Raw genomic sequence first — 21929 nt, forward strand, 5'->3', positions numbered from 1 at the left:
AAGAATTAACCTAGCACAGGGAAGGGCTGTTTGTGCCAAGGCGTGGACTGTTCGTAGGCATAAGCCACCTGTAAAAGTAGGTCCTCTCGCAGGACGTTGGCAATAATTTGTAAACCGATCGGTAACCCTTCTTTGCTGAAGCCACAGGGCAAACTGAGGGCAGGTAGACCCGCTAAATTGACAGGAATAGTCATCAAATCTGAGAGGTACATACTGAGGGGGTCGTTGGTTTTGCTGCCCGCGGGGAAGGCAGGGGAAGGAGTTGTAGGACAAATGAGCACATCCACTTGACTAAACGCCCGCTCAAAGTCCTGTTTAATCAATGTCCGCACCTTTTGCGCCTTTAGGTAGTAGGCATCATAGTAGCCCGCCGATAGGACATAGGTGCCAATCATGATCCGTCGTTTCACCTCTGCCCCAAAGCCCTCATCCCGCGTTTTACCGTACATTTCCAGAAGATTTTTGGCTTCTGCCCTGAGACCGTATTTCACACCGTCATAGCGCGCCAGGTTAGCCGAAGCTTCCGAAGGAGCAATGATGTAGTAAGTGGCAATCCCGTACTGAAAGCGCGGGCAAGAAACTTCTTCTACCACTGCCCCCATACTCTCTAGGTGTTTGATGGCTGCCCCGATCGCTTCTGCCACTTCTGGATCGAGGCCCGCCCCCATCGTTTCCTTGATCACACCGATTTTTTTCCCTGGCAAAGATTGGGTTAAATCAGGAGTCAACAGACTGGTGTAATCAGGAATAGGCACGTTTAGACTAGTGGAGTCTTTGGGGTCATGCCCCGCTATCGCCTGCAACAAAAGGGCACAGTCTTCTACGGTACGGGCAAAAGGTCCCACCTGGTCGAGAGAGGAAGCAAAGGCAATCAGGCCAAATCGGGATACTAGTCCATAGGTAGGTTTTAGCCCAACGACACCGCAAAAGGCGGCGGGTTGACGGATTGACCCCCCCGTGTCGGAACCGATGGCAAGGGGAGCTTGGTTACCTCCCACTGCTGCTGCTGATCCCCCCGACGAACCACCAGGCACACATTCTAATTTCCACGGGTTAGCTGTAATGTGGAAGGCAGAATTTTCCGTGGAACTGCCCATAGCAAATTCATCCAGATTGGTCTTGCCCACCATGACTGTTCCTGCCTGCTGTAATCTAGCTGTCACCGTGGACTCAAAAGGAGGGACGAAATTTGCCAAAATGCGGGAAGCGCAGGTAGTGGCTATGCCCTGGGTACACAGATTGTCCTTGATGGCGATCGGTACACCCGCTAGGGGGGAAAGAGTTTCACCTTTGCTGATTTTGCGGTCTACCTGCTGCGCTTGCTCTAGGGCTACTTCTGGCGTAAGGCGGATAAAACTGCGCAACTGGGGTTCTGAGCGCTGGATATAGTCCAAATACTCTTGGGTGATTTCCACCGCCGATCGTTCTTTCTTATGCAGCCAGGATTGAATTTGCCGAACAGTATACATAGCCCTTTTGTCGCTGGGTTTTAATCTTAGCACGGTTCTTAGAATTTATACTGATGCTTACCCGCAGGCAGAGAAATCTATGGCTATTACACATCCAGGAAAAAGTTGGTTAGTGGGTTTCGGTCAGGTTAAACCAGAAAATTGTCTATGGCACGATCGGGGGAAGGTGGCTATTTGGGGGTCAGGAAAGGAGATAGTTTTTTCACCCAATCGTCGTTTTGTGCTAGTGGGAGAGACAACAGGGGAAGTAGGCATTGATGAGATTATCAGGCAGTGGGAAGAGAGAGGGATAGACAGTTTTAGTAGCAGTAAATCTTTTTTCGCCTTGGTGATTTGGGATTGTCAGGAACAGGTACTTTACTTATGTCGGGATGGCGTAGGCGGCAAAACTTTATACTACACTGATGACGGCAAAACCCTGTGGATTGCCCCCCGTCTAAAAACACTATTGCCCTATCACAAACGGGAAATTAATGTAGTGGCATTGAGGGATTACTTATGTTGTGCTTTTGTCCCTGGTACCCAAACAATGTGGCAGCATGTACAGGAACTATCCCCTGGCACTGTTTTATGTTTACCTAAGCAGGAAATTAAAATATTCTGGCAACCTATCTCTCAAGTTAGCACCAATAAATACCAAGACTTAAACTCCTGTGCTACAGAGTTACTGGAATTACTAACTCAAATAGTCCAGGAAAAACTACCTAGTCAGACTCCAGTTGGTGTGTTTTTGTCAGGGGGAATAGATTCCAGTGCTGTCACTGCTCTGGCTGCTAAACTGCATAGGGAAAAAGTTATCTGCTATTCTATCCATTTCGGCAAGGATTTACCCAATGAGTTGTATTTTTCCAGTCTAGTGGCTAAACATTATGGGTTAGAACATAGGTTACTAGAAATTAGTTTTCAGGATATGTGGCAGTATTTGCCAGAGACTATGGCATTACTAGACAACCCGATCGGTGATCCTCTCACTGTCCCCAATCTTTTATTGGCAAAACTAGCCCAACAATCTGTCAGTGTGGTATTGAATGGTGAGGGGGGAGACCCCTGTTTTGGTGGACCTAAAAACCAACCTATGCTTCTCAGTCAGGTTTACGGTGGGAGTTTAGTTAGTTGTTATGCCCGATCGTTTCAAAAATGCTTTGACGATTTACCCCATTTATTGCGACCAGAGATTTGGGCACTGGTAAAAGATGCTCCCTTCTTTTTTGGGCCCGACCTCAACACAGATATAGAGCTTTTACAGAGATTATTTTTAATCAATATCAAATACAAAGGGGCTAATCATATCCTGACTAAGGTCAACAATTTACTCAGTGCTGTGGGACTGCAAGGGCGATCACCCATGTTTGACCCACGTATAGTAGATTTTAGTTTGAGTATTCCCGTTGAGTACAAAGTTTCTGGAGCAGAAGAAAAAACTGTCCTCAAACAAGCTATGGTCAATTTGTTACCACAGGCGATAATTCATCGTCCCAAGAGTGGCATGATGGTACCAGTCCAACTAGGCTTCCAAAAATACTGGCACAGACAAGCGAAAGATTTGTTGCTGAGAAAAAATGCCGCTATTGCCGAGTATCTAAGACCAGAAGTTATCCGATCGTGGTTAGACTATAAGGGCGATCCCTGGCGACGCTATGGTATTAAACTATGGCTATTAGTCAGTTTAGAAATCTGGCTACAACAAAATCGCTAATTAACCAAAAGTTTCGATACCATAAAAATCATCATCCCCGACAATAACTAAATTGCTCTCCCTATCCTCAATACTACCTAACTGGGCACCTAAGTAAATACTACGGCTGAGGGTTTGGATAATTCTTTGTGGTGGGAAAAATTCCAACAAAACGTAATTACCTACATCTAACCATTGCAACTCTGCGGGTGACAAACTAGCCCGAATAGCGGATTCCAAGCGCAACGCTGACCGCATAGATTCCTCACTACTTTGTACCAGAACCGATCGTTTAGCCCCTAAAACCTGCCGCGGGGAAATGCCCACATCTATGATGAGGTAATCCTGTCCACCAAACCAGTTGGGATCGCGCTTGACTGTGTGGAGAGTCCGCACTCCCTCAGGACTACAATCATGTAAAACATACACACCCAATCTGGGGTTGCGCTTCGCCATTGTCATTATTGTTGCAAACAGACTATTGGGATACCCTCCTATACTAACTATGCCGCTGTTGTATTCAAAATGGAAATTGTTGGCAATCAACATCTTGGCAATATCACTGCTTTGGCAAATCACTAAACGATCGAAGCTATAGTCAGTTACATCAGCTCCTGGTAGGGGGAAAAAATCATTAAAACTAGCTTTTTCTAATAGTTTTTGCGGGAAGCCATGGGCGTTAGTCCATTTTTCTAACAAAGAATCTAGCAAGTCAGGGGTGATAGGCAGAGATGCTTCTATCATGTTAGGTATTCGTCGCACCTGCCAAACTCCTAATCCCACTGCACTCATGCCTACTAGCCAAAATAAAATGGCAAGCAAAAATTGCTGGAACCAAACGCAAGCTAAACCAAAGAGCATTGAAATTATGCCCAAGTTTTGCAGTGACCGTGCTTGTACAATGCGCTCCCGCCGCAACAGATTGAGATTCTGACTCTGCAACCACAAAGATATAAACCAAATTATATTGTAAATCAGTAAAGGTATGAATGGTGCTGCGTTAGACGCATTAGACTCAAAGTCAGACAAATTGAACAAATTGACTAAAAAAAATGCAAGTAAAACAATAGGAATTAAAAGAAAAATGTAATTAACCCAAAATTGTCCTACATTTCTGATTCCCACTTTCCTTGCTCTTCTAGCTAAGGTGTAAAATAGCTGTTTCTTTGTAAAATAGAGGGTATTGTTAACTGACAACTCATCTAATAGTTTTTGAAAGGCAGCATCAGTAAATCGCTGGTTATAAGGCATTGTAGTTGGTTCAAAGGCAAAGGGAGTGCCACAGTTTTTACACCGCCCCTGATGTTCTGTTCTATCTCGTAAATTATTGTCGGTACCACAGCTAATACATTTCATAGATTTGCTCCATGTTTTGTTGGTGGGATAACAATACGCTGTAGTCTTCTCGCGATCGCACTAAAACATGATCAGTACCTTTGATTAGTACTTCTGCGGGTTTAGGACGATGCAAAAAGTGAGAAGACATAGCATAACCGTAAGCTCCCACATCTAGGATCGCCAATCTATCACCAATTTGTAAAGGGGGTAAAGGCATGTTTTTGCCTAAATAATCACGGGAATAGGTGGTGTTGCCGCATACATCTGTAGGTATTTTATAGTCACTATCTTTGAGGGCAATAATTTCCCGATAGTCACCATAGACACTAGGAGCTGTTAAGTTGGCGATCGTGGTGTCTACCCCCACAATTTGTTTCTCTCCCTGATACTTAACTGACACAACTGTAGTTAGTAAAACCCCACAGCCAGCTACTACGTTCCTTCCTGGCTCTAATATTAGTTGTATACCAGTACCTGCTAGAGATTGTGTTAGTGCTTCGCCAAACTCTTGCCAGTCAAATTCTACTTTGCCATGGCGATAGGGGTAACCAAATCCGCCGCCAAAATCCAAGTATTGCCAGTCAGGAAGTGTTCTGCCAATTGCTAATAGCTGATCAATAACTGCTGTAAAGGCTTTAGTAGCGTTTGTCCCTGTACCGCGATAAAAATGTAAGCCCTGAATTTGGCGGTTGTATTTATTAGCAACTGCTATAGCGTGCGGAAATTCCTGGGGTTGGATACCAATACGACTTTCCCCAGTGATTTGGGGTTCATTTAATCGCAACCCTAGTTTTAGGTGGCTAATACCTTTAGCAATTTCACACAATTGTTGTACTTGAGTTATGCTATCTAGGTTGAAAGTAGTGACCCCCCAAGCTAGGACCTGTTCCATATCATTTATGCTCAGATTGCTGCCACTGTAAACTATTTGGCAGGGCGGAAAACCAGCTTTTAGGGCTAGATAAATGTCCCCTGGTGTATTGGCGTGAATGTGCCAACCTGCTCGTCTTACTATCTGTAAAAGAGCTAAATTACCATTGGTCACAACGGCAAAACAAAAAGTGGTGGGTCTGTACTTAACTTGTTGGGGAATCTGTTGCAAGGCTTGCCAAAACCGATCGGCATCATAGACATACAAAGGGGAACCATAAACTTCTAAGAGTTTGTCCCACAGTTTAATACTCATTTCTATTCCTCCAGTAGGAATACAAACCTGTTTTCGTCCAAAACCAATAGGGTAATAAAAATGGATGTCGCCAGGATGTTTCACAGGGGTAATTCTGCAGTTGGGAACGCCAAAATTGCCATGCCAGTAACAGCCACAAAATTTCTCCCACGCGGCGCTTGCGTAATACACTCCCCAACCTACCAAATGCTACTTTGGCTGCTAAATCTGCTTGCCATAGGCCCTCTCTGGCTAGAACTTGCGGATTTAACCATTTGCCGAGGTCGTGCCACAAAGGTTGTAAACACCACTGGGTTAATGGTACGCCCATGCCCCGTTTGTCCCGCCACACTACTTCTGGGGGTAGCCACAGTTCCACCGCCCGCTTCAAAATATACTTCTCACAGGCTCCCCTGAGAAAGAGGTCAGAGTGGACAGTAAATGTCCATCTAGCTAGGTTTTCATCGCAAAAGGGTGATCTGAGCTTGATTCCTTGGTATAAGGCTAAATTGCTGGCGCGGGGATGGATGTTTTGTGCCCCCTTGAGCATGAGGGTCGCCCGCCGTAGCCTTGCTAGTAGTGAACCCCTCCCTGCCAAAGCTGCTGTCAACCAAGTACCTGGCTGCCAATCCTGCACACATTGCCAAAACTGCGGTGTGAACACTTCTGCCTCATACCCCCATAGGCGATGAAAGGTCTGTAGGTATTGCGCTGTAAAATCGATCGCGGGTTGTCGATAGAGGGAAGCAGCGATTATGGGTTTGTTTGTCCAGCCGGCAAATAGTTGATCTCCTCCCTCACCATTGAATATGACATCACACTCTTGTCTCGCTGCTTGATAGAGCAACCATAACGGCACACATACGCCATCACCGAAGGGCAGGTCTAAAGCTAGGGCTGTCTCTAAGACCGATCGTTTTACTCTCTGGGGGGAACACTCCACTTTCACTAGGGGAATGTCCAAATGTCGTGCCACCAGTTCGGCGTAGGGTAGTTCAGATATGCCGTATTGCCCAAAGTCGAGGGTGTAAGCACGTACTCGTATGCCCGATCGTTTCAACAAGGCGGCAACAGTGGCAGAATCTAGCCCCCCCGACAAGAATATGCCAACGGTCTGACCCTGCAGGTCATCTACTTGCTGGGCAACGGCTGCGGTGAGTAAAAACTGTAGTTTCTGTACGGCTGTCCCTTCATCAGTAAGCAGTTCTGTCTGTTCCTGCCAGTCCTCGAGGATGGGGTCAGTAGCTTTGGTAATTAAATTTTCCCCCTCCCAGGTGTATCGCCAGCCTGCCTCGATCGCTTTAATGCCTTTGTAAGGGGTGAGAGGCGTGGGTACATAGGAAAAACAGGCGTAGCCATAAACCGCCAGGGGGTCAATTTCCTGCTCTACTAGGGGTAGCAGCCACCGCCAACGGGTAGCAAACCATAAACCCTGCTCTGTCTGGCACCAATAGAGCGTTACTCGCCCAAAGGGATGTCTGCCTAAAGTAAGGGTGTCGTCCTTTTCCTCTGCCCAGGCATCTCCTCCCTGGTTGACAATGCCTCTGCCTGCCTCTATGCCAACTTGTTGACTAGTGATCTGTTGCCAAGGTACTTGGGAGTTTTGCGAAATTAAGTGTGTCAAGTCACCCCGCCAACTGCCAATGAAGCCAAACTGGGTAACTGCAATTTGCATTACCTCACTTCAAACGTGGAACTAGATACTTCTCTCCCCTTTACGTACATCTTGACTCGCCAGATACCAGGACTATCGGAGGTACTCAGCTGATATTTGCATTGGGTGTTCCAAATACTCTTGTTGACTTCCTTGGTCTGGTAACGGTTTTGGTGCACTACTGTCCCCTGGGGATTCAACCAGTCACAGCCCATGGGTAGCTTCTGCCCGATCGGGGCGTTTGTCAAGGTCACTCGATAGACTACCTCGTTGGGGCGATTCACTACCTGCACAGCTTGGTCTTTATTACTCCCAATCGTCACCCTACTGGCTTGACTGCTGACGTTAGCAATAGCGGCTTCCTGCCCTCGACGGAATAAAAACGTACCGCCAATCCCTATTCCCACAACTAATAGGGCACCCACGATTACCAGAAAATTAACTAGGGTCTGGCTCTTTTGGGCTTCCCTGCGCTTGACTTGTAAAATTGCCTCCTCTAACAGTTCATCGGGTAAGTTCATGTCCCGCAGGATTTCCCTGGCTTGGTCTACGGTGATACTCCCCTCCCGCTGACTAGAAATTTTTTGAATTTCGGCGATCACCTGGTTGAGCTGCTGGGGGTCAATATATTCCGCCATCCCTCTCTCCTGGAACCCTACCTAAATGGTACCAGTTGGCAGCTCCTTCTCACCAAAGTTTAGGCATATTGGGGCATCCGATCGAACTGTAGATAGCGATATAACTCCTTGGCAAAGGGATCGATTTTAGCAGTCACGATCGAGCGATACTCTTCCACAGTAGGAATCCGCCCCAGGAGAGCACAGACTGCCGCTAGTTCTGCCGACCCCAGGTACACCCGGGCATCTTTCCCCATGCGGTTATTAAAATTGCGGGTAGAGGTGGAAAATACAGTTGTCCCATCCCCCACGCGGGCTTGATTGCCCATACAGAGAGAACAACCTGGCATTTCTGTCCTAGCTCCCGCTGCTGCAAAGATGCCGTAGACCCCTTCTTCCCGCAGTTGCTCTTCATCCATCCTGGTGGGGGGGGCAATCCACAGACGCACTTTCACCTGCCCTGCTCCCTCTAGCACCTTAGCCGCGGCTCGATAGTGCCCAATGTTGGTCATGCAGGAACCAATAAACACTTCATCAATGCGATCCCCCGCTACTTCTGAAAGCAATTTCACATTGTCAGGGTCGTTGGGGGCAGCCACGATCGGTTCAGTAATTTCATTTAGATTGATGTCGATCGTTGCCACATATTCCGCATCGGGGTCAGGTTGGAGCAGTTGGGGATTTTCCAGCCAGGCTTCCATCTTTTGGATACGACGGAGCAGAGTACGACTATCCTGGTAGCCTTGGGCAATCATATGTTTGAGCAGGGCAATGTTGGAGCGCAAATACTCACTTACTGTTTCTTTACTCAGCAAAATGGTACAACCAGCACAGGAGCGTTCTGCGGTGGCATCAGTCAACTCAAAAGCCTGTTCTAACTGTAGATCGGGGAGTCCTTCCATCTCCATAATCCGACCAGCAAAAATATTCTTTTTATTTTGCTTTTCTACAGTGAGCAGCCCTTTTTGGATGGCAACGTAGGGAATAGCATGGACAATATCCCGCAGAGTTACCCCTGGTTGCAATTCCCCTATAAACCGCACCCGTACGGATTCTGGCATGTTCAAAGGCATAACCCCCAAAGCTGCTGCCAATGCCACCAACCCCGATCCGGCTGGGAAAGAAATCCCCAACGGAAACCGTGTGTGGGAATCACCCCCTGTGCCCACTGTGTCTGGTAGTAACATCCGATTGAGCCAGGAATGGATAATGCCATCTCCTACCCGTAAAACCACACCGCCTCTGGTAGCAAAAAAATCAGGTAACTCCTTGTGTACTTTGATGTCAGCAGGTTTGGGATAAGCCGCTGTATGACAGAAAGTTTGCAAAACTAAATCCGCATTGAAGCCTAGACAAGCTAGTTCCTTCAACTCGTCCCTGGTCATCGGTCCCGTCGTGTCTTGGGAACCAACAGTAGTAATGATCGGCTCACAGTAAGTGCCAGGACGTACTCCTGGTAAGCCGCAAGCCCTGCCCACCATCTTCTGTGCCAAGGTAAAACCTTTACCTGTATCTTGGGGAGGACGGGGACGGATGAATAATTCACTGGGGGGTAATCCCATAACCTCCCGCGCCCGATCGGTCAAGCCTCTGCCAATCATCAAATTGATCCTGCCCCCAGCTCTTACTTCATCACTGATAGTTTCTGGCTTCAACTGAAACCTGCTAATTACTTCCCCCCGATCGTTTTCGATTTCTCCGCGATAGGGATAGATGTGAATGACATCCCCCGTCTGCATTTTAGTTACATCGCACTCAATGGGCAGTGCTCCTGCATCCTCAGCCGTATTGAAGAAAATAGGAGCGATCGTGCCACCTAAAATCACGCCGCCGCTGCGCTTATTGGGGATATAGGGAATGTCATTACCAATGTGCCACAGGAGAGAATTAATTGCTGACTTACGCGAGGAGCCTGTACCAACCACGTCTCCCACAAAAGCAACGGGATAACCCTTCTGTTTCAACTCCGCAATGGTCTGAAGAGCACCAGGGGCACGGGACTCCAACATGTAAAGAGCGTGCAAGGGAATATCAGGACGGGAAACTGCCTGGGGAGCAGGAGATAGGTCATCAGTGTTAATTTCCCCTGCTACTTTGAATACCGTTACCGTCAGTTTCTCTGCTAGGGGAGGACGATCGGTAAACCACTCTCCCTCTGCCCAGGACTGCAAAACAGCACGGGCATTGGTATTGGTCTGTGCTAACTCCACCACTTGGTGAAAACTATCAAATACCAGCAGAATCCTGGATAGGGCACGTGCCGCTCTTGTCCCCAAATGGACATCCTCCAGCAACTCAATCAAGGGCTGGACATTGTAACCGCCTACCATCGTGCCCAGCAAATCTACTGCCAACTCTGGGGAAACGATCGGGGAGACCACTTCTCCCTTAGCCACTGCCGCCAAAAAACCCGCCTTCACATAGGCTGCCTGATCCACACCAGGTGGTACACGCTCTTGCAACAGATAGAGGAGATATTCTGCTTCCCCAGGAGGAGGGCTTTGCAGTAATTCACACAACTGGGACGTTTGTTCTGGTGTTAGGGGCAGGGGCGGAATACCCAAGAGCGATCGTTGGGCAACCTGTTCGCGGTAGGCAGTTAACATGGCTTTATTGGCAAGTCAGTCAAGAACATTTTAAGTATTACACACTATTGACAGTGTAACAAACGCAACTAGTTTTTAACGTTCTCTTAAGTTAGAGTTACTACAGTGGGTACAAACCCTGCCCTGTTACAGGCATAAAGCCCAGTGACATATCCCAAAAAAGATGCTAACTGATTGGCGTAGAGCAGCTGACGTAAAAATTTCCAGTAAGTTTGGAGAGTGGTTGGACCCTATGCTTGATCCTATACCAGAAAGACGATCGGCAAGTTCGGCAGATGCTCTGTCTGTGCTCAAAGGGTCAAAGCCCAAGTATTTTCTGCTTAAATCCCCACCTCCACAATTGCCAGGTGAAACGTTGATCGTTGACAGAACAAGGAATAAGTTCTATGTCGATTTCAGAACTTCTCTGGAAAGGAACTTTCTCTTTCCTTCTCTTAGCTATCGTAAGTTGATTGCAGTTCCTATGATTTTTACCTTATTTATCTGGTTAGTCTTGGCATATTTCTTCATCGAAGAATCTTAGATGCGCCCAGCATAACCTGTGTATTCTGTTATCGCCTATTCTATGGAGATGGAGAAGATACTCCACCTGAACCTACGCGCAACCCAGCTGAATGGGGACTGAATTGGCAAGGAGTGGTATGTTCGTGTGCCTTATGGGCTGGTAGGTTGGTTAGCCCAGGAAATTTCCTATTTTCTGGAGTTAGATTAGAGGGGTTCCTTTACTCACTACATGGGGAGAATTGTTAAGCTGTAAGTTGATACATTGACTACGCTTGGTTGGTTTAGCTAGAGAGTAATGGCGCTGAGTGCTCCCGTGCCCTTTTAGGCTGTGGGTCTAGCCCAAGGAGATTAAAACCTGGTTATAGGGATCATCCTAGTCCAAAATGATGCCCACGGTGCTATCGTAAAACCAGTGCATAAATATAAATTCATTCAAGGTTAGAAGCAGCATGGTAGCAACGGCACAAAAAACAAATGTTGGCAAAGTTGTCCAGGTCATCGGTCCTGTAGTGGACGTGGAGTTCCCCAGTGGCAAGTTGCCGGAGATTTACAATGCCCTGGTAGTAGCAGGCAAAACCAACGCTGGGGATATTCGTGTGGTCTGTGAAGTACAGCAGCTTTTGGGCGATAACCAAGTCCGCGCAGTGGCTATGAGTAGCACGGATGGCATTGTGCGGGGGATGGAAGTGGAAGATACAGGGGCTCCCATTAGTGTTCCCGTCGGCAAGCCCACCCTGGGCAGGATTTTTAATGTGCTAGGGGAACCGATCGATGATTTGGGTCCCGTGGAAACATCGGAGCGTCTGCCCATTCACCGCCCTGCCCCTGAATTTACCAAACTAGAAACAAAGCCCTCTACCTTTGAAACAGGGATTAAGGTGATTGATTTGCTCGCCCCCTACCGCAAGGGTGGTAAGGTAGGTTTGTTCGGTGGTGCTGGCGTGGGCAAAACCGTCTTGATCATGGAATTGATCAACAACATTGCTAAGGAGCACTCAGGAGTGTCAGTATTTGGCGGTGTAGGGGAGCGCACCCGCGAAGGCAACGACCTGTACCAAGAAATGAAGGAATCGGGGGTGTTGAATCAAGTAGCTCTGGTCTATGGACAGATGAATGAACCCCCAGGAGCCAGAATGCGGGTAGGTCTGTCAGCCCTGACAATGGCGGAATATTTCCGTGATCAGGCAAAGCAGGATGTCCTGTTGTTTATTGACAACATCTTTAGGTTTGTGCAAGCGGGTTCAGAGGTGTCGGCTCTGTTGGGGAGAATGCCTTCAGCCGTGGGTTATCAGCCTACCCTGGGCACAGATATGGGGGATTTGCAGGAACGCATTACCAGTACGGTGGATGGTTCGATTACTTCGGTGCAAGCGGTCTATGTGCCTGCGGATGATTTGACAGACCCAGCTCCTGCTACTACTTTTGCCCACCTGGATGCAACTACAGTACTATCCCGCAGTTTAGCCGCTAAGGGCATTTACCCTGCTGTCGACCCCCTAGCTTCTACTTCGACAATGTTGCAACCAGGGGTTGTCAGTGATGAGCATTACCGTGTGGCGCGGGGTGTTCAACAAACTCTGCAAAGGTTCAAGGAGTTGCAGGATATTATCGCTATCCTCGGTATGGACGAACTCTCGGAAGAGGATAAGATCACGGTCTATCGTGCTCGCAAAATTCAGCGTTTCCTGTCCCAGCCTTTCTTTGTGGCAGAAGTGTTCACGGGTTCTCCTGGTAAGTATGTCAAACTGGAGGACACAATCAAAGGTTTTGACATGATCCTCAAGGGGGAACTAGATGACCTACCTGAGCAGGCTTTCTACATGGTGGGGGACATCAACGAAGCGATTGCTAAGGGTGAAAAACTGAAGGCGGAAGCTAAATAATTCAGTGTCCTGACAGTGGAGGATGGGGTTTGTCGCCCTGTCTTTCTTTTCTAGGAGGAGGCTATGACGGGGGAACAGTTAACAGTTGAACAGGCGATTGCTAACCTGGAGGGGCAGGATTTGGGAATGCGGCTCTACAGTGCCTGGTGGCTGGGACGGTTCCGTGTGAAGGAGGAGAGGGCAATTCAAGCCTTAGTCAAGGCTCTGCAGGATAGAGACGATCGGACTCCCAACGGTGGCTATCCTCTGCGGCGGAATGCGGCACGGGCACTGGGTAAGTTGGGGGATAGGAATGTGGTACCCCATTTGATGGACTGTCTGTCCTGCGAGGATTTTTACGTGCGGGAGGCGGCAGCCCAATCTCTGGAAATGTTGCAAGACCCAGTCTGTATCCCCCATTTGATCAAGTTGCTGGCAGAGCCAGAATCCATACCCCATCCTGCGCCGGAATTGCCCTATCTAGCTCAGCCCTTTGATGCCATCATAGAAGCCCTCGGCACTTTGGGAGCGATCGAGGCGGTCGGTTTAATTGCCCCCTATCTGGAGCACGAGGTGCCTCGCATTCGTTTTGCCGCTGCCCGTGCTCTCTATCAACTCACTGATGACCGCAGTCGTTATGGTCAGATTTTAATTGATGGTCTCAATAGCCCCGATTTGCAACTACGGCGGGCAGTACTGGCAGACATTGGCGCGATCGGTTACCTGCAGGCAGCTCAACCTGTAGCGGATACGTTGGCGGAAAATAGCCTGAAATTGTTGGCTCTGAAAGGTATTCTGGAACAGAATTTACCCCCCGATTACTTGACGGCAGAAACGATCGCGGTCATGGATTTGATGGATTCTTTACTTTGACAGAGCAGGGCAATAGTTGTGCAACCGCAATAACTGTACCAGCGTCGATCGTAGTTTCAACCGTGGTACTACCATATCCACAAAACCATGTTCTAGGAGATATTCCGAGGTTTGAAAGTTGTCGGGGATTTTTTGTTTGAGAGTTTGTTCAATCACTCTTCTTCCAGTAAAGCCAATCAGTGCCTTGGGTTCAGCAATGATGATGTCCCCCAGCATAGCAAAACTGGCGGTTACTCCCCCTGTGGTGGGATTGGTCAAAATAGCAATGTAGAGTTGCCGTGCGCGTCGGTGCCGATCGAGGGCAGCCGCCGTCTTTGCCATCTGCATCAAACTTAAGATTCCTTCCTGCATCCTAGCCCCCCCAGACGCACAAACTAGTAGGAGGGGCAAAGCACTATCGGTGGCAGTTTCGGTCAGGCGGGCAATCTTTTCTCCTACTACCGACCCCATGCTCCCCCCCATAAAGCGAAAGTCCATCACCCCCAACGCCACAGGAATACCTTCCATCTTGCCCAATCCTGTTACTACGGCATCCTGTAACTCCGTTTTGCTGCGATATTCTTCTAACCGATCGGGATAGGGCTTGCGGTCACAGAAATTGAGGGGGTCAGTGGAGACAAGATGACCGTTGATTTCCCTCCAAGAGTCGGGGTCTAGGAGCTGGGCAATGCGATCGGGGGCAGGTACCTGGTTGTGGAAGTGGCAGTGGGGACAGACGAGTAAGTTATTCTGTAAATCCTTGATGTAGGTGAGGTGATTGCAGTTAGGGCACTTGTGCCAGAGACCATCAGGAATCTCCCGCTCTTGGTAGGCAGGGGGGGCAAGCTTTTCCTTCTTGCGGGAACGGGCTTCCGCAAACCAGTCAAAAATCGTCATGCCACTAACTCCGCTAGACTGGGAATCGATCGGTATAACTCTATATATCTTTCGGCGGCAGTATCCCAACTAAAGTCCATGGCCATACCCCGCTGCTGCAATTTGCGCCAGGTGTCGGGATAGCGATAAGCTTCGTAGGCACAGACCAAAGCGGTGTACATATCCATCGGGTCGTAACGATCGAAACAATAGCCATTGCCTTTGCCTGCTACGGGATCATGGTGCTGCACAGTGTCGACTAAACCCCCTGTACTGCGGACAATTGGCACACAGCCATACTTGAGGGCAATCATCTGGCTAATGCCACAGGGTTCAAAGCGACTGGGCATCAAAAACGCATCACAACCGCCATAGACCCGCTGGGACAAGGGGGAGCTAAATAAAATCTGGGCGGACATCTTGCCCGGAAAGCGAGCCGCTAACTGCCATAACTGGGATTCGTAATATCTTTCTCCGGCACCAATCACGACAAACTGGGAGTTAGTAAAGGAGAGAAAGTTACCGATCGCTTGAATCACCAGATCAATCCCCTTTTGCTCCACCAGACGGGTAACCATCCCCACCAAAAAAGCTTCACGGTTAATTTGTAAACCCACTTCCTGTTGCAGGGCTACCTTATTTTGCTGACGTAATTCTAAAGTCTGACTATCGTAGTTTTTCACCAAGTAGGGATCAATGCGGGGGTCAAGTTTCTCGTCAATGCCATTCAAAATCCCCCAGGGCACCAACTGGGCTAATAGACCTTCTAGTCCCTCTCCATAGGCGGGTGTGCAAATCTGCCGGGCGTAGGTGGGGGAAACTGTATTAACCCGATCGGCAAAAATAATCGCCGCCGCCATGGTTGTATCGCCACGAAAGTACCAGGGCACCCAGGTTATCTGCTCTAAGCGCCAGCGCCAGGGACCTTGATACGCCAGATTGTGAATTGTGAACACAGTAGAAATATCAGGGGTCTGGTGCATCCACACGGGGATCATGCCCGTATGCCAGTCATGGCAATGGATAAGGTGGGGTTTCCAGTAATTCCAGGCGAACTCGGCACAGGCGTTGGCAAATAGGGTAAAGCGCCAGTCTTCGTCATCCCCATAGTAAATCCGATTCGCCATAAATGCCCCATGCCCCACTAGGTATAGCGGTACATCGGAGTCAGGCAGACGGGTTTCAAATACGTCAAAATTCTGGTACATACAGTGCCCCCGCCATACCAGTTCCACAGGGTCAGTGAGGCGATTGTTGACCACGCCGTAGTAGGGCAGGATGACACGGACATCAAACCCTTTTTTGTGCAGCACTTTGGGCAAACTACCCACCACGTCCGCCATACCCCCCACCTTGGCAATAGGGGCAGCTTCAGCAGCGGCAAATAAGATTTTCATGGGGATGACTATCTACTACTTCTGGTTATTTTCAACCGTCGGGGAAACTTTGGCAACTTCTGGTTCAGGGGGTGGCAGTTCTAAACAGTAGCCTGCGCCATAGACGGTTTTAATGTATTTGGGGTGGCGGGGGTCAGGCTCCATCTTGGTGCGCAGGTGACGGATGTGGACGCGGATGGTCTCTATATCATCGTCAGGCTCGTAGCCCCATACTTCCCGTAAAATTTCACTGGGGGAGACGGTCTGCCCATGGCGCTGTAACAGACAGTGCAATAGCTCAAATTCTAGGTGGGTAAGCTTAATTTTTTCCCCCTGCCATACGGCTTCAAACCGCTCGGGAATGAGGGTGAGTGCTCCATAACTAAGGATTTCATTGTGCTTGGCAGCCTGGGGAATCCGATCGGTGCGGCGCAGGAGGGCACGGATACGGGCAAGCATTTCTTCCATCTCAAAGGGTTTGGTGAGGTAGTCATCTGCACCGGCGTTGAAACCCTCTACCTTATCCTGGGTCTGGCTCATGGCTGTCAGCATTAGAATTGGTATATCTTTTGTCCGTTCATCCCGGCGCAAGCGCTGACAAATGGTAGTCCCGAATACACCAGGCAGCATAAGGTCGAGAATGATCAAGTCAGGAAGTAGCTGAATTGCTAATGCCTGCCCCCGAATGCCATCTTCTGCTTGCTCGACTTGGTAGCCTGCTAACTCTAGGTTTACCTTTACGACTTCGGCGATGGCACTGTCATCTTCTATTACTAGTATGCGCGGCATCATTCCCCTCTGTCTTGAGTTAGCTGCAGTCTATTTGAATTTTAGTAAATTTCTCAGGGGCTGTCTTCATCTTCTGATACATTTTTTAATGGAAAAGGCGCTATAATTCCGCCCGGTCGTAAGCGGCAATGATTTTTTGTACTAAGGGATGACGTACTACATCGGCACGGGTGAACTCGACAAAGCCAATGCCTTCGACCTGACGGAGAATGTTGCGGGCAATGATTAAGCCTGATGTTTGGTGGGGTGGCAGGTCGGTTTGGGAAATGTCGCCGGTGACAACCATTTTCGACTGGGAGCCGAGGCGGGTGAGTAGCATTTTCATCTGGGCAGGGGTGGTGTTCTGGGCTTCGTCCACAATTATGAAAGCCCGATTGAGAGTGCGTCCCCGCATATAGGCAAGGGGAGCAATTTCAATTATGCCTTTCTCAATTAGCTGGGGCACACGCTCTACTTCCATCAGTTCATAGAGGGCATCGTAGAGGGGACGGAGGTAGGGGCTAATTTTTTGTTGCATGTCTCCTGGTAGAAAGCCCAGTTTTTCTCCTGCTTCTACGGCGGGACGGGTCAAAATCAGACGGTCATAGATATTTTCCTGCAGTGCTTTTACTGCTAATACAGCTGCTAGGAAGGTTTTTCCTGTCCCCGCCGGTCCAATGCCAAAGGTTAAATCGTGGGTTTGAATGGTGTTGACGTAGTGCTGTTGTCGCCAGGTGCGGGTCTGGATAATCTGTCCCTGCCTAGTGCGGGCTAGGGGTGGTCGCCGTTTCCATTCCTCCAGTAAGGAACGATCGAGAGCAGTTTGAGCGCTGATTAAGTCTGCCTCCCCAATGGTATTGCCCTTACTCCAGAGGGGTTCTAGGGCTTCAATCAGTTTGAGGGCGCGGTGCGTGGCTTCCTCTTCTCCTTCAATCCAAAGTTCCTGTCCCCGCAATACAATTGTTGTCTGGGTGAAGGCTTGAATCTGTTCTAGGGCACGATCGAGGGTAAGGGCAGCAGTCAGACTGGGGATGGGGAATATGAGCCGATCGGTCATCCAGTTAGAGGGGCGGGCTTTCTAGGGGTGTTAAACTGGGGGGGAGTTCCAGGTTTTCTTCTCCCTCTACTAACTTAGCATGAATAATTTTGTCCCCCAAGCGCAGGGAGCGTAATACTTCTTCTCCTTCGATCATATAGCCGAAGACGGTGTAATTGCCGTCCATAAGATTCAAACCCGCGGGGGTGAGGTCGGATTCAAAGAGATAGAGGAAAAACTGGGAAGAGCCACCGTTGGGGTTGTCGTAGCTATGAGCCATTGCCAAAGTGCCATAGGCAGAAAAGGGCAGGACTGGTAAAACTCGATCGTAACCCGCCTCTGCCAGGGTCTTGCCGTAGATGGGTAGGGGCTGTCCTGGGAGCATAATTTCCATGGGGACGGTGCGCACCTTACCTGTGCGGGGGTCAACATAGCCATCTTCGGGACCAGGGGGGTCACCTGCTTGGACATAAAAACCTTCATCGGCACGGTTGAACTCTAAACCATCGTAGAAACCCTGGCGCACTAGGTCAGCAAACTGTCCCGCATTTACAGGGGCATTATAGCCGTCCAATACTAGCTTGATTGTCCCTTTGTTGGTCTCTAGCTCCACCACTGCCCTACCCTTAAGCTGGGGTAAATGGCGATACTCCTGGGGTACAGTAAAGGGGAATTTTTGCACCATGTCCTCTTCAATGGTGGTCACATACTCCAGGGCTGTCTCTACCAAGGGGGGGACATCCAGACGCTTTTTCTTCTCGATCGCTTGCTCTAGTTGGGGCAAAAACGCTACTAGTTGCCCATAGGCTTGGGTCGCCTCCTCAAGCTGGCGGGGGTTGATGCTTGCTAAGATCGATTCCTGTTTTTCTGTGAGAGTTGCCTCTATTTCTTTAATCCCTTTGCGCAGACTGCTCCACCGCTTCATTTTGGCTTCCTTGGGCATGCCCTCTAGGGTATGTTGTACTAGGCGAATGTCGGGGTTATCGATCGGTAGGGCGTTGCGTAACAAAATACGGGGGTCTTTGATTGCCGTGGTGGAGGGGAGAGAAGCATAACTGATCTGGGGCAACCATACTAACCACAGGAAAGAGCACAAAAAAGCAATAACCTGGCGCAGCATAGCTAGACAATAGGTGACCATTTGCATTATCCCACACCCAGGGATTTTGCCGAAAAGTCTGCTACTGCCTTAGCTAGAGGAGTAAGGATGACAATGGCAGAGGCAGCTTCACGATCGTGGTCACCGGTCTAATCAGGTTATCACTGGCTTTTGGGTAGGTTTCTAGACGATCGTTTGACTTTTGTATCTCTACTTCTAACTTGTCAACTTTCTGTTGCAGGATGTTCAGGGCATCAAGGATTTTTTGTTCAGTTTCCGTACTCATGGGTATAGCACTAAGTCTTGGGCTTGAACCGATCGGCGGCAATCTGAATCATACGATCGATAGATGTGTTTGCCAAAAATTTCCTAGTCTGTTCCAGGTAGGGTAGATGGGGGCACTTGTCACCCAAAACACAACCGTTGACGCAGGCTTCTTTGCAATTAATGGTAGTGGGGTTCATTGTTCTTCACAAAATAGACTTACTATAACTTAGTATTTTCTCACAGACTTCCCAGTGACAAAATTACTCACCAGGACGATCGTACCCTTCCTCAAGTTGTGGCTGCGCAGTCAAGTGGAGGGAGTAGCTCAGTTAGACATAGACATCGACAGTGGCGATGGGCAGCTGCTGCAGGGCAATATTCCCTACGCCCAAGTAACAGCAAGGGATGTGCGCTATCAGGGTTTAGAGGCTGCCTATGTCCGCCTAGTAGCCCAGGCTATTCATCTCAATTTGCCCCAAGTTCTGCAAGGACAGCCGCTGCAGCTACTAGACCCGATCGTTGTGCATGTCCACCTCAGTGCTACCCGTACCCAGTTACAGCAGGCTTTGCAATCCCCTCTGGTCACTGCGGCTTTGGGCTATGGTGTCAATCCCCACATCCCAGCAGGGGAAATGCAGTCAGTTTTATCACACTTGCTGCAGTCTTTGGGAGTTCAGATTGACCACTTAGAAATTGATGCGGACGGTATTTCCTGCCAAGTGCAACTGCAAATCAAAGCCACCTAGTAACCCAGGTGTTGGTAAGCCAGGGGAGTAACAATTCTACCTCTGGCTGTGCGCTGGAGATAGCCAATTTGTAGTAAGTAAGGTTCGTAAACTGCCTCGATCGTTTGGGCATCTTCCCCAGTGATAGCAGCGATCGTCTCTAGCCCGACGGGTCCGCCCTGGAAATTTTCAATCATGGTGGTCAGAATCTTGCGGTCAATCCAGTCTAAGCCCATGGGGTCAACTTCAAATAAAGTCAGAGCTTCGACAGCAATCTGGGCAGTGATAGTGGCAGCGCCTTGCACCTGGGCATAGTCCCGCACGCGGCGGAGTAAACGGTTGGCAATTCTGGGCGTACCCCGCGATCGTTGGGCAATAGCCTGGGCAGCGGCTGGGTCGATCTCTAGTTGGAGAATGTGGGCACTGCGCAGAACAATCTGGCTTAGTTCCGCCACTGTGTAAAAGCGCAAGTGATGGGTTAAACCAAACCGATCCCGTAGGGGTGAGGACAGGGCTGCTACTCGGGTTGTCGCTCCCACCAGGGTAAAAGGGGGCAAGGGTAAACTACGGGTACGGGCACTCTGACCTTTACCGATCGTTATATCCAGGCGGTAGTCTTCCATAGCAGCGTATAGAATTTCCTCTGTGACGCGGGGCAGGCGGTGAATTTCATCGATAAAGAGAATGTCCCCCCTTTGTAAACTCACCAACAGACCAGCAATATCCCTGGGGCGTTCCAGGGCAGGGGCAGCAGTGATTTGGCACTTGGTCCCCATCTCAGCGGCAATAATTAGAGCCAGGGAAGTTTTTCCCAAGCCAGGCGGTCCGTACAGGAGCAGATGGTCTAGGGCATTGCCCCGTGCCTTGGCAGCTTGGATGGCGATCGTCAGCTGGGCTTTTAATTCCTGTTGCCCTATGTATTCAGCCAGGGTTTGGGGACGGCTATGATCGATACTGACTTGCTCAGCGGAACTAGGCTGGGGAGCTACCACCCGCGAAGGCGTTGGCTTTTTCCCTTGGTCGAAGGAAGAGATGATTGCCATAGCTGGGTCTGGGGTGCTACTAAATTTAATCTAGGATAGTCTAATTGCAACCGAGGTCAGATTTTGCTCAGCCTGGAAACTGTTCAAGAAATTTATCACCGCCCCCTGTTGTCTCTGATTTTTACGGCCCAAGCGGTGCATAGGCAATACCATCCTGCCGATCGGGTGCAGCTGTGTACCCTTGCCAACATTAAATCGGGAAACTGCCCAGAGGACTGTAAGTATTGTCCCCAAAGTCGCCGTTATACCACAGGGATTGCTGTCTACCCTCTCCTGAGTGTGGCAGAAGTTTTACGACAGGCAGAAGTTGCCAAAGCTAATGGTTCCACCCGTTTTTGTATGGGGGCAGCCTGGCGGCAAGTGCCGGAGGGGCAAGAGTTTGCAGCTATTCTGGAGATGGTCAGGGGGGTACGCGCCCTGGGACTGGAAGCCTGTATGACTTTGGGAATGGTCAAACCCCACCAAGCCCAAGCCCTCGCCCAAGCGGGATTGACTGCTTACAATCATAACCTGGACACTTCAGCCACCTTTTACCCCGAAATTATCACCACCCGCGCCTACAGCGATCGCCTGGAAACGATTAAACATATCGCCGCTGCTGGCATAGAGGTATGCTGTGGGGGCATCATCGGCATGGGGGAAAGTCATGAAGACCGCATCATGTTGTTGCACACTTTGGCTAACCTGCAGCCTCCACCCCAATCTGTGCCCATTAATGCGCTGGTGCCTATCCCTGGTACTCCCCTGGGAGACCGCCCTCCTGTCTCAGCCTTGGAATTAGCCCGGGTGATTGCTACCGCTCGCCTCCTTATGCCCCAGGCAATGATTCGGCTCTCGGCGGGCAGAAAGCAGATGAGTGTTAGCGATCAGGCTCTATGCTTCCTGGCGGGGGCAAATTCTATCTTTACCGGGGAGAAACTGCTCACTACCCCTAACCCTGGCACTGACTCCGATCGAGACCTCCTGGCGCAATTAGGGTTAACCCCTTTGTGCTAAG

At 49.4% G+C, this 21929-nt stretch carries 20 protein-coding genes; 6 read left to right on the forward strand and 14 right to left on the reverse strand.

The window, feature by feature from the left end; genetic code table 11:
- Positions 1-5: 5 nt before the first annotated feature.
- Positions 6-1469 carry an Asp-tRNA(Asn)/Glu-tRNA(Gln) amidotransferase subunit GatA gene (gene gatA, locus NZM01_05585; protein ID MCS6959502.1) on the reverse strand — a complete coding sequence of 488 codons (1464 nt, stop codon included), beginning with the start codon at positions 1467-1469 and terminating at the stop codon, positions 6-8.
- A gap of 79 nt (positions 1470-1548) precedes the next feature.
- Between gatA and NZM01_05590 the strand changes: the two genes are divergently transcribed.
- Positions 1549-3165, forward strand: coding sequence for an asparagine synthetase B family protein (locus NZM01_05590; protein ID MCS6959503.1), 1617 nt, complete (start codon positions 1549-1551; stop codon positions 3163-3165).
- Here NZM01_05590 and NZM01_05595 read toward each other — a convergent pair whose 3' ends face one another.
- The 5 genes from NZM01_05595 to acnB form a co-directional block, all read right to left on the reverse strand.
- Positions 3166-4086: a hypothetical protein gene (locus tag NZM01_05595; protein ID MCS6959504.1), complete on the reverse strand. Its 921-nt coding sequence runs from the start codon at positions 4084-4086 to the stop codon at positions 3166-3168.
- A gap of 400 nt (positions 4087-4486) precedes the next feature.
- On the reverse strand, positions 4487-5668 hold the full coding sequence (locus NZM01_05600) for a decarboxylase (GenBank protein ID MCS6959505.1): 1182 nt from the start codon (positions 5666-5668) through the stop codon (positions 4487-4489).
- Positions 5658-7322, reverse strand: coding sequence for an asparagine synthetase B family protein (locus NZM01_05605; protein MCS6959506.1), 1665 nt, complete (start codon positions 7320-7322; stop codon positions 5658-5660). Before NZM01_05605 ends, NZM01_05600 begins: the two co-directional genes overlap by 11 nt.
- Complete coding sequence (locus NZM01_05610) at positions 7322-7939, reverse strand: DUF3859 domain-containing protein (protein MCS6959507.1); 618 nt, start codon at positions 7937-7939, stop codon at positions 7322-7324. The genes NZM01_05605 and NZM01_05610 overlap by 1 nt, the downstream gene beginning before the upstream one ends.
- 59 nt (positions 7940-7998) lie before the next feature.
- Complete coding sequence (gene acnB, locus NZM01_05615) at positions 7999-10524, reverse strand: bifunctional aconitate hydratase 2/2-methylisocitrate dehydratase (protein MCS6959508.1); 2526 nt, start codon at positions 10522-10524, stop codon at positions 7999-8001.
- A 232-nt stretch (positions 10525-10756) separates the two neighbouring features.
- On the opposite strand from acnB, the gene NZM01_05620 reads away from it, so the two are divergent.
- The 3 genes from NZM01_05620 (at position 10757) to NZM01_05630 (ending at position 13763) form a co-directional block, all read left to right on the forward strand.
- On the forward strand, positions 10757-11047 hold the full coding sequence (locus NZM01_05620; GenBank protein MCS6959509.1) for a hypothetical protein: 291 nt from the start codon (positions 10757-10759) through the stop codon (positions 11045-11047).
- A 430-nt stretch (positions 11048-11477) separates the two neighbouring features.
- Positions 11478-12911: a F0F1 ATP synthase subunit beta gene (atpD, locus tag NZM01_05625; protein MCS6959510.1), complete on the forward strand. Its 1434-nt coding sequence runs from the start codon at positions 11478-11480 to the stop codon at positions 12909-12911.
- Positions 12912-12974: 63 nt separating this feature from the next.
- Positions 12975-13763 (forward strand): HEAT repeat domain-containing protein, encoded by a 789-nt coding sequence (locus tag NZM01_05630; protein MCS6959511.1) that lies wholly within the window; start codon positions 12975-12977, stop codon positions 13761-13763.
- Here NZM01_05630 and accD read toward each other — a convergent pair.
- From accD to NZM01_05665, 7 genes are all read right to left on the reverse strand, one after another.
- Positions 13755-14639, reverse strand: coding sequence for an acetyl-CoA carboxylase, carboxyltransferase subunit beta (gene accD / locus NZM01_05635; GenBank protein ID MCS6959512.1), 885 nt, complete (start codon positions 14637-14639; stop codon positions 13755-13757). The two genes, NZM01_05630 and accD, sit on opposite strands and share 9 nt — an antisense overlap.
- Entirely contained in the window at positions 14636-16015 is a 1380-nt protein-coding gene (glgA, locus tag NZM01_05640) for a glycogen synthase GlgA (protein MCS6959513.1), read from the reverse strand. Before glgA ends, accD begins: the two co-directional genes overlap by 4 nt.
- A gap of 15 nt (positions 16016-16030) precedes the next feature.
- The gene (locus NZM01_05645; GenBank protein ID MCS6959514.1) at positions 16031-16783 is read right to left on the reverse strand and encodes a response regulator transcription factor; all 753 of its coding nucleotides are present in this window, start codon (positions 16781-16783) and stop codon (positions 16031-16033) included.
- 100 nt (positions 16784-16883) lie between these two features.
- Positions 16884-17819 (reverse strand): PhoH family protein, encoded by a 936-nt coding sequence (locus NZM01_05650; protein MCS6959515.1) that lies wholly within the window; start codon positions 17817-17819, stop codon positions 16884-16886.
- Between the two features lie 4 nt (positions 17820-17823).
- A complete protein-coding gene (locus tag NZM01_05655; GenBank protein MCS6959516.1) occupies positions 17824-18945 on the reverse strand; it encodes a peptidylprolyl isomerase in 1122 nt (373 codons plus the stop codon).
- A 46-nt stretch (positions 18946-18991) separates the two neighbouring features.
- On the reverse strand, positions 18992-19183 hold the full coding sequence (locus tag NZM01_05660) for a hypothetical protein (protein MCS6959517.1): 192 nt from the start codon (positions 19181-19183) through the stop codon (positions 18992-18994).
- 10 nt (positions 19184-19193) lie between these two features.
- On the reverse strand, positions 19194-19361 hold the full coding sequence (locus tag NZM01_05665) for a hypothetical protein (GenBank protein MCS6959518.1): 168 nt from the start codon (positions 19359-19361) through the stop codon (positions 19194-19196).
- Between the two features lie 54 nt (positions 19362-19415).
- On the opposite strand from NZM01_05665, the gene NZM01_05670 reads away from it, so the two are divergent.
- The gene (locus NZM01_05670; GenBank protein ID MCS6959519.1) at positions 19416-19910 is read left to right on the forward strand and encodes a DUF2993 domain-containing protein; all 495 of its coding nucleotides are present in this window, start codon (positions 19416-19418) and stop codon (positions 19908-19910) included.
- Here NZM01_05670 and ruvB read toward each other — a convergent pair.
- Positions 19907-20932, reverse strand: a complete 1026-nt coding sequence (ruvB, locus tag NZM01_05675) for a Holliday junction branch migration DNA helicase RuvB (protein ID MCS6959520.1) — start codon at positions 20930-20932, stop codon at positions 19907-19909. The genes NZM01_05670 and ruvB overlap by 4 nt on opposite strands.
- Before the next feature lie 63 nt (positions 20933-20995).
- On the opposite strand from ruvB, the gene bioB reads away from it, so the two are divergent.
- Positions 20996-21928, forward strand: coding sequence for a biotin synthase BioB (gene bioB / locus NZM01_05680; GenBank protein MCS6959521.1), 933 nt, complete (start codon positions 20996-20998; stop codon positions 21926-21928).
- Position 21929 lies beyond the last annotated feature (1 nt).

The sequence above is a fragment of the Pseudanabaenaceae cyanobacterium SKYG29 genome (assembly GCA_025055675.1).
Lineage (GTDB): Bacteria > Cyanobacteriota > Cyanobacteriia > Pseudanabaenales > Pseudanabaenaceae > M5B4.

Bases quoted from the DNA above. Each gene is read 5' to 3' on its own strand.
- gatA (MCS6959502.1), bottom strand. From the start codon at position 1,469: ATGTATACTGTTCGGCAAATTCAATCCTGGCTGCATAAGAAAGAACGA.
- NZM01_05590 (MCS6959503.1), top strand. From the start codon at position 1,549: ATGGCTATTACACATCCAGGAAAAAGTTGGTTAGTGGGTTTCGGTCAG.
- NZM01_05600 (MCS6959505.1), bottom strand. From the start codon at position 5,668: ATGAGTATTAAACTGTGGGACAAACTCTTAGAAGTTTATGGTTCCCCT.
- NZM01_05605 (MCS6959506.1), bottom strand. From the start codon at position 7,322: ATGCAAATTGCAGTTACCCAGTTTGGCTTCATTGGCAGTTGGCGGGGT.
- NZM01_05610 (MCS6959507.1), bottom strand. From the start codon at position 7,939: ATGGCGGAATATATTGACCCCCAGCAGCTCAACCAGGTGATCGCCGAA.
- acnB (MCS6959508.1), bottom strand. From the start codon at position 10,524: ATGTTAACTGCCTACCGCGAACAGGTTGCCCAACGATCGCTCTTGGGT.
- NZM01_05620 (MCS6959509.1), top strand. From the start codon at position 10,757: ATGCTTGATCCTATACCAGAAAGACGATCGGCAAGTTCGGCAGATGCT.
- atpD (MCS6959510.1), top strand. From the start codon at position 11,478: ATGGTAGCAACGGCACAAAAAACAAATGTTGGCAAAGTTGTCCAGGTC.
- NZM01_05630 (MCS6959511.1), top strand. From the start codon at position 12,975: ATGACGGGGGAACAGTTAACAGTTGAACAGGCGATTGCTAACCTGGAG.
- accD (MCS6959512.1), bottom strand. From the start codon at position 14,639: ATGACGATTTTTGACTGGTTTGCGGAAGCCCGTTCCCGCAAGAAGGAA.
- glgA (MCS6959513.1), bottom strand. From the start codon at position 16,015: ATGAAAATCTTATTTGCCGCTGCTGAAGCTGCCCCTATTGCCAAGGTG.
- NZM01_05645 (MCS6959514.1), bottom strand. From the start codon at position 16,783: ATGCCGCGCATACTAGTAATAGAAGATGACAGTGCCATCGCCGAAGTC.
- NZM01_05650 (MCS6959515.1), bottom strand. From the start codon at position 17,819: ATGACCGATCGGCTCATATTCCCCATCCCCAGTCTGACTGCTGCCCTT.
- NZM01_05655 (MCS6959516.1), bottom strand. From the start codon at position 18,945: ATGCAAATGGTCACCTATTGTCTAGCTATGCTGCGCCAGGTTATTGCT.
- NZM01_05660 (MCS6959517.1), bottom strand. From the start codon at position 19,183: ATGAGTACGGAAACTGAACAAAAAATCCTTGATGCCCTGAACATCCTG.
- NZM01_05665 (MCS6959518.1), bottom strand. From the start codon at position 19,361: ATGAACCCCACTACCATTAATTGCAAAGAAGCCTGCGTCAACGGTTGT.
- ruvB (MCS6959520.1), bottom strand. From the start codon at position 20,932: ATGGCAATCATCTCTTCCTTCGACCAAGGGAAAAAGCCAACGCCTTCG.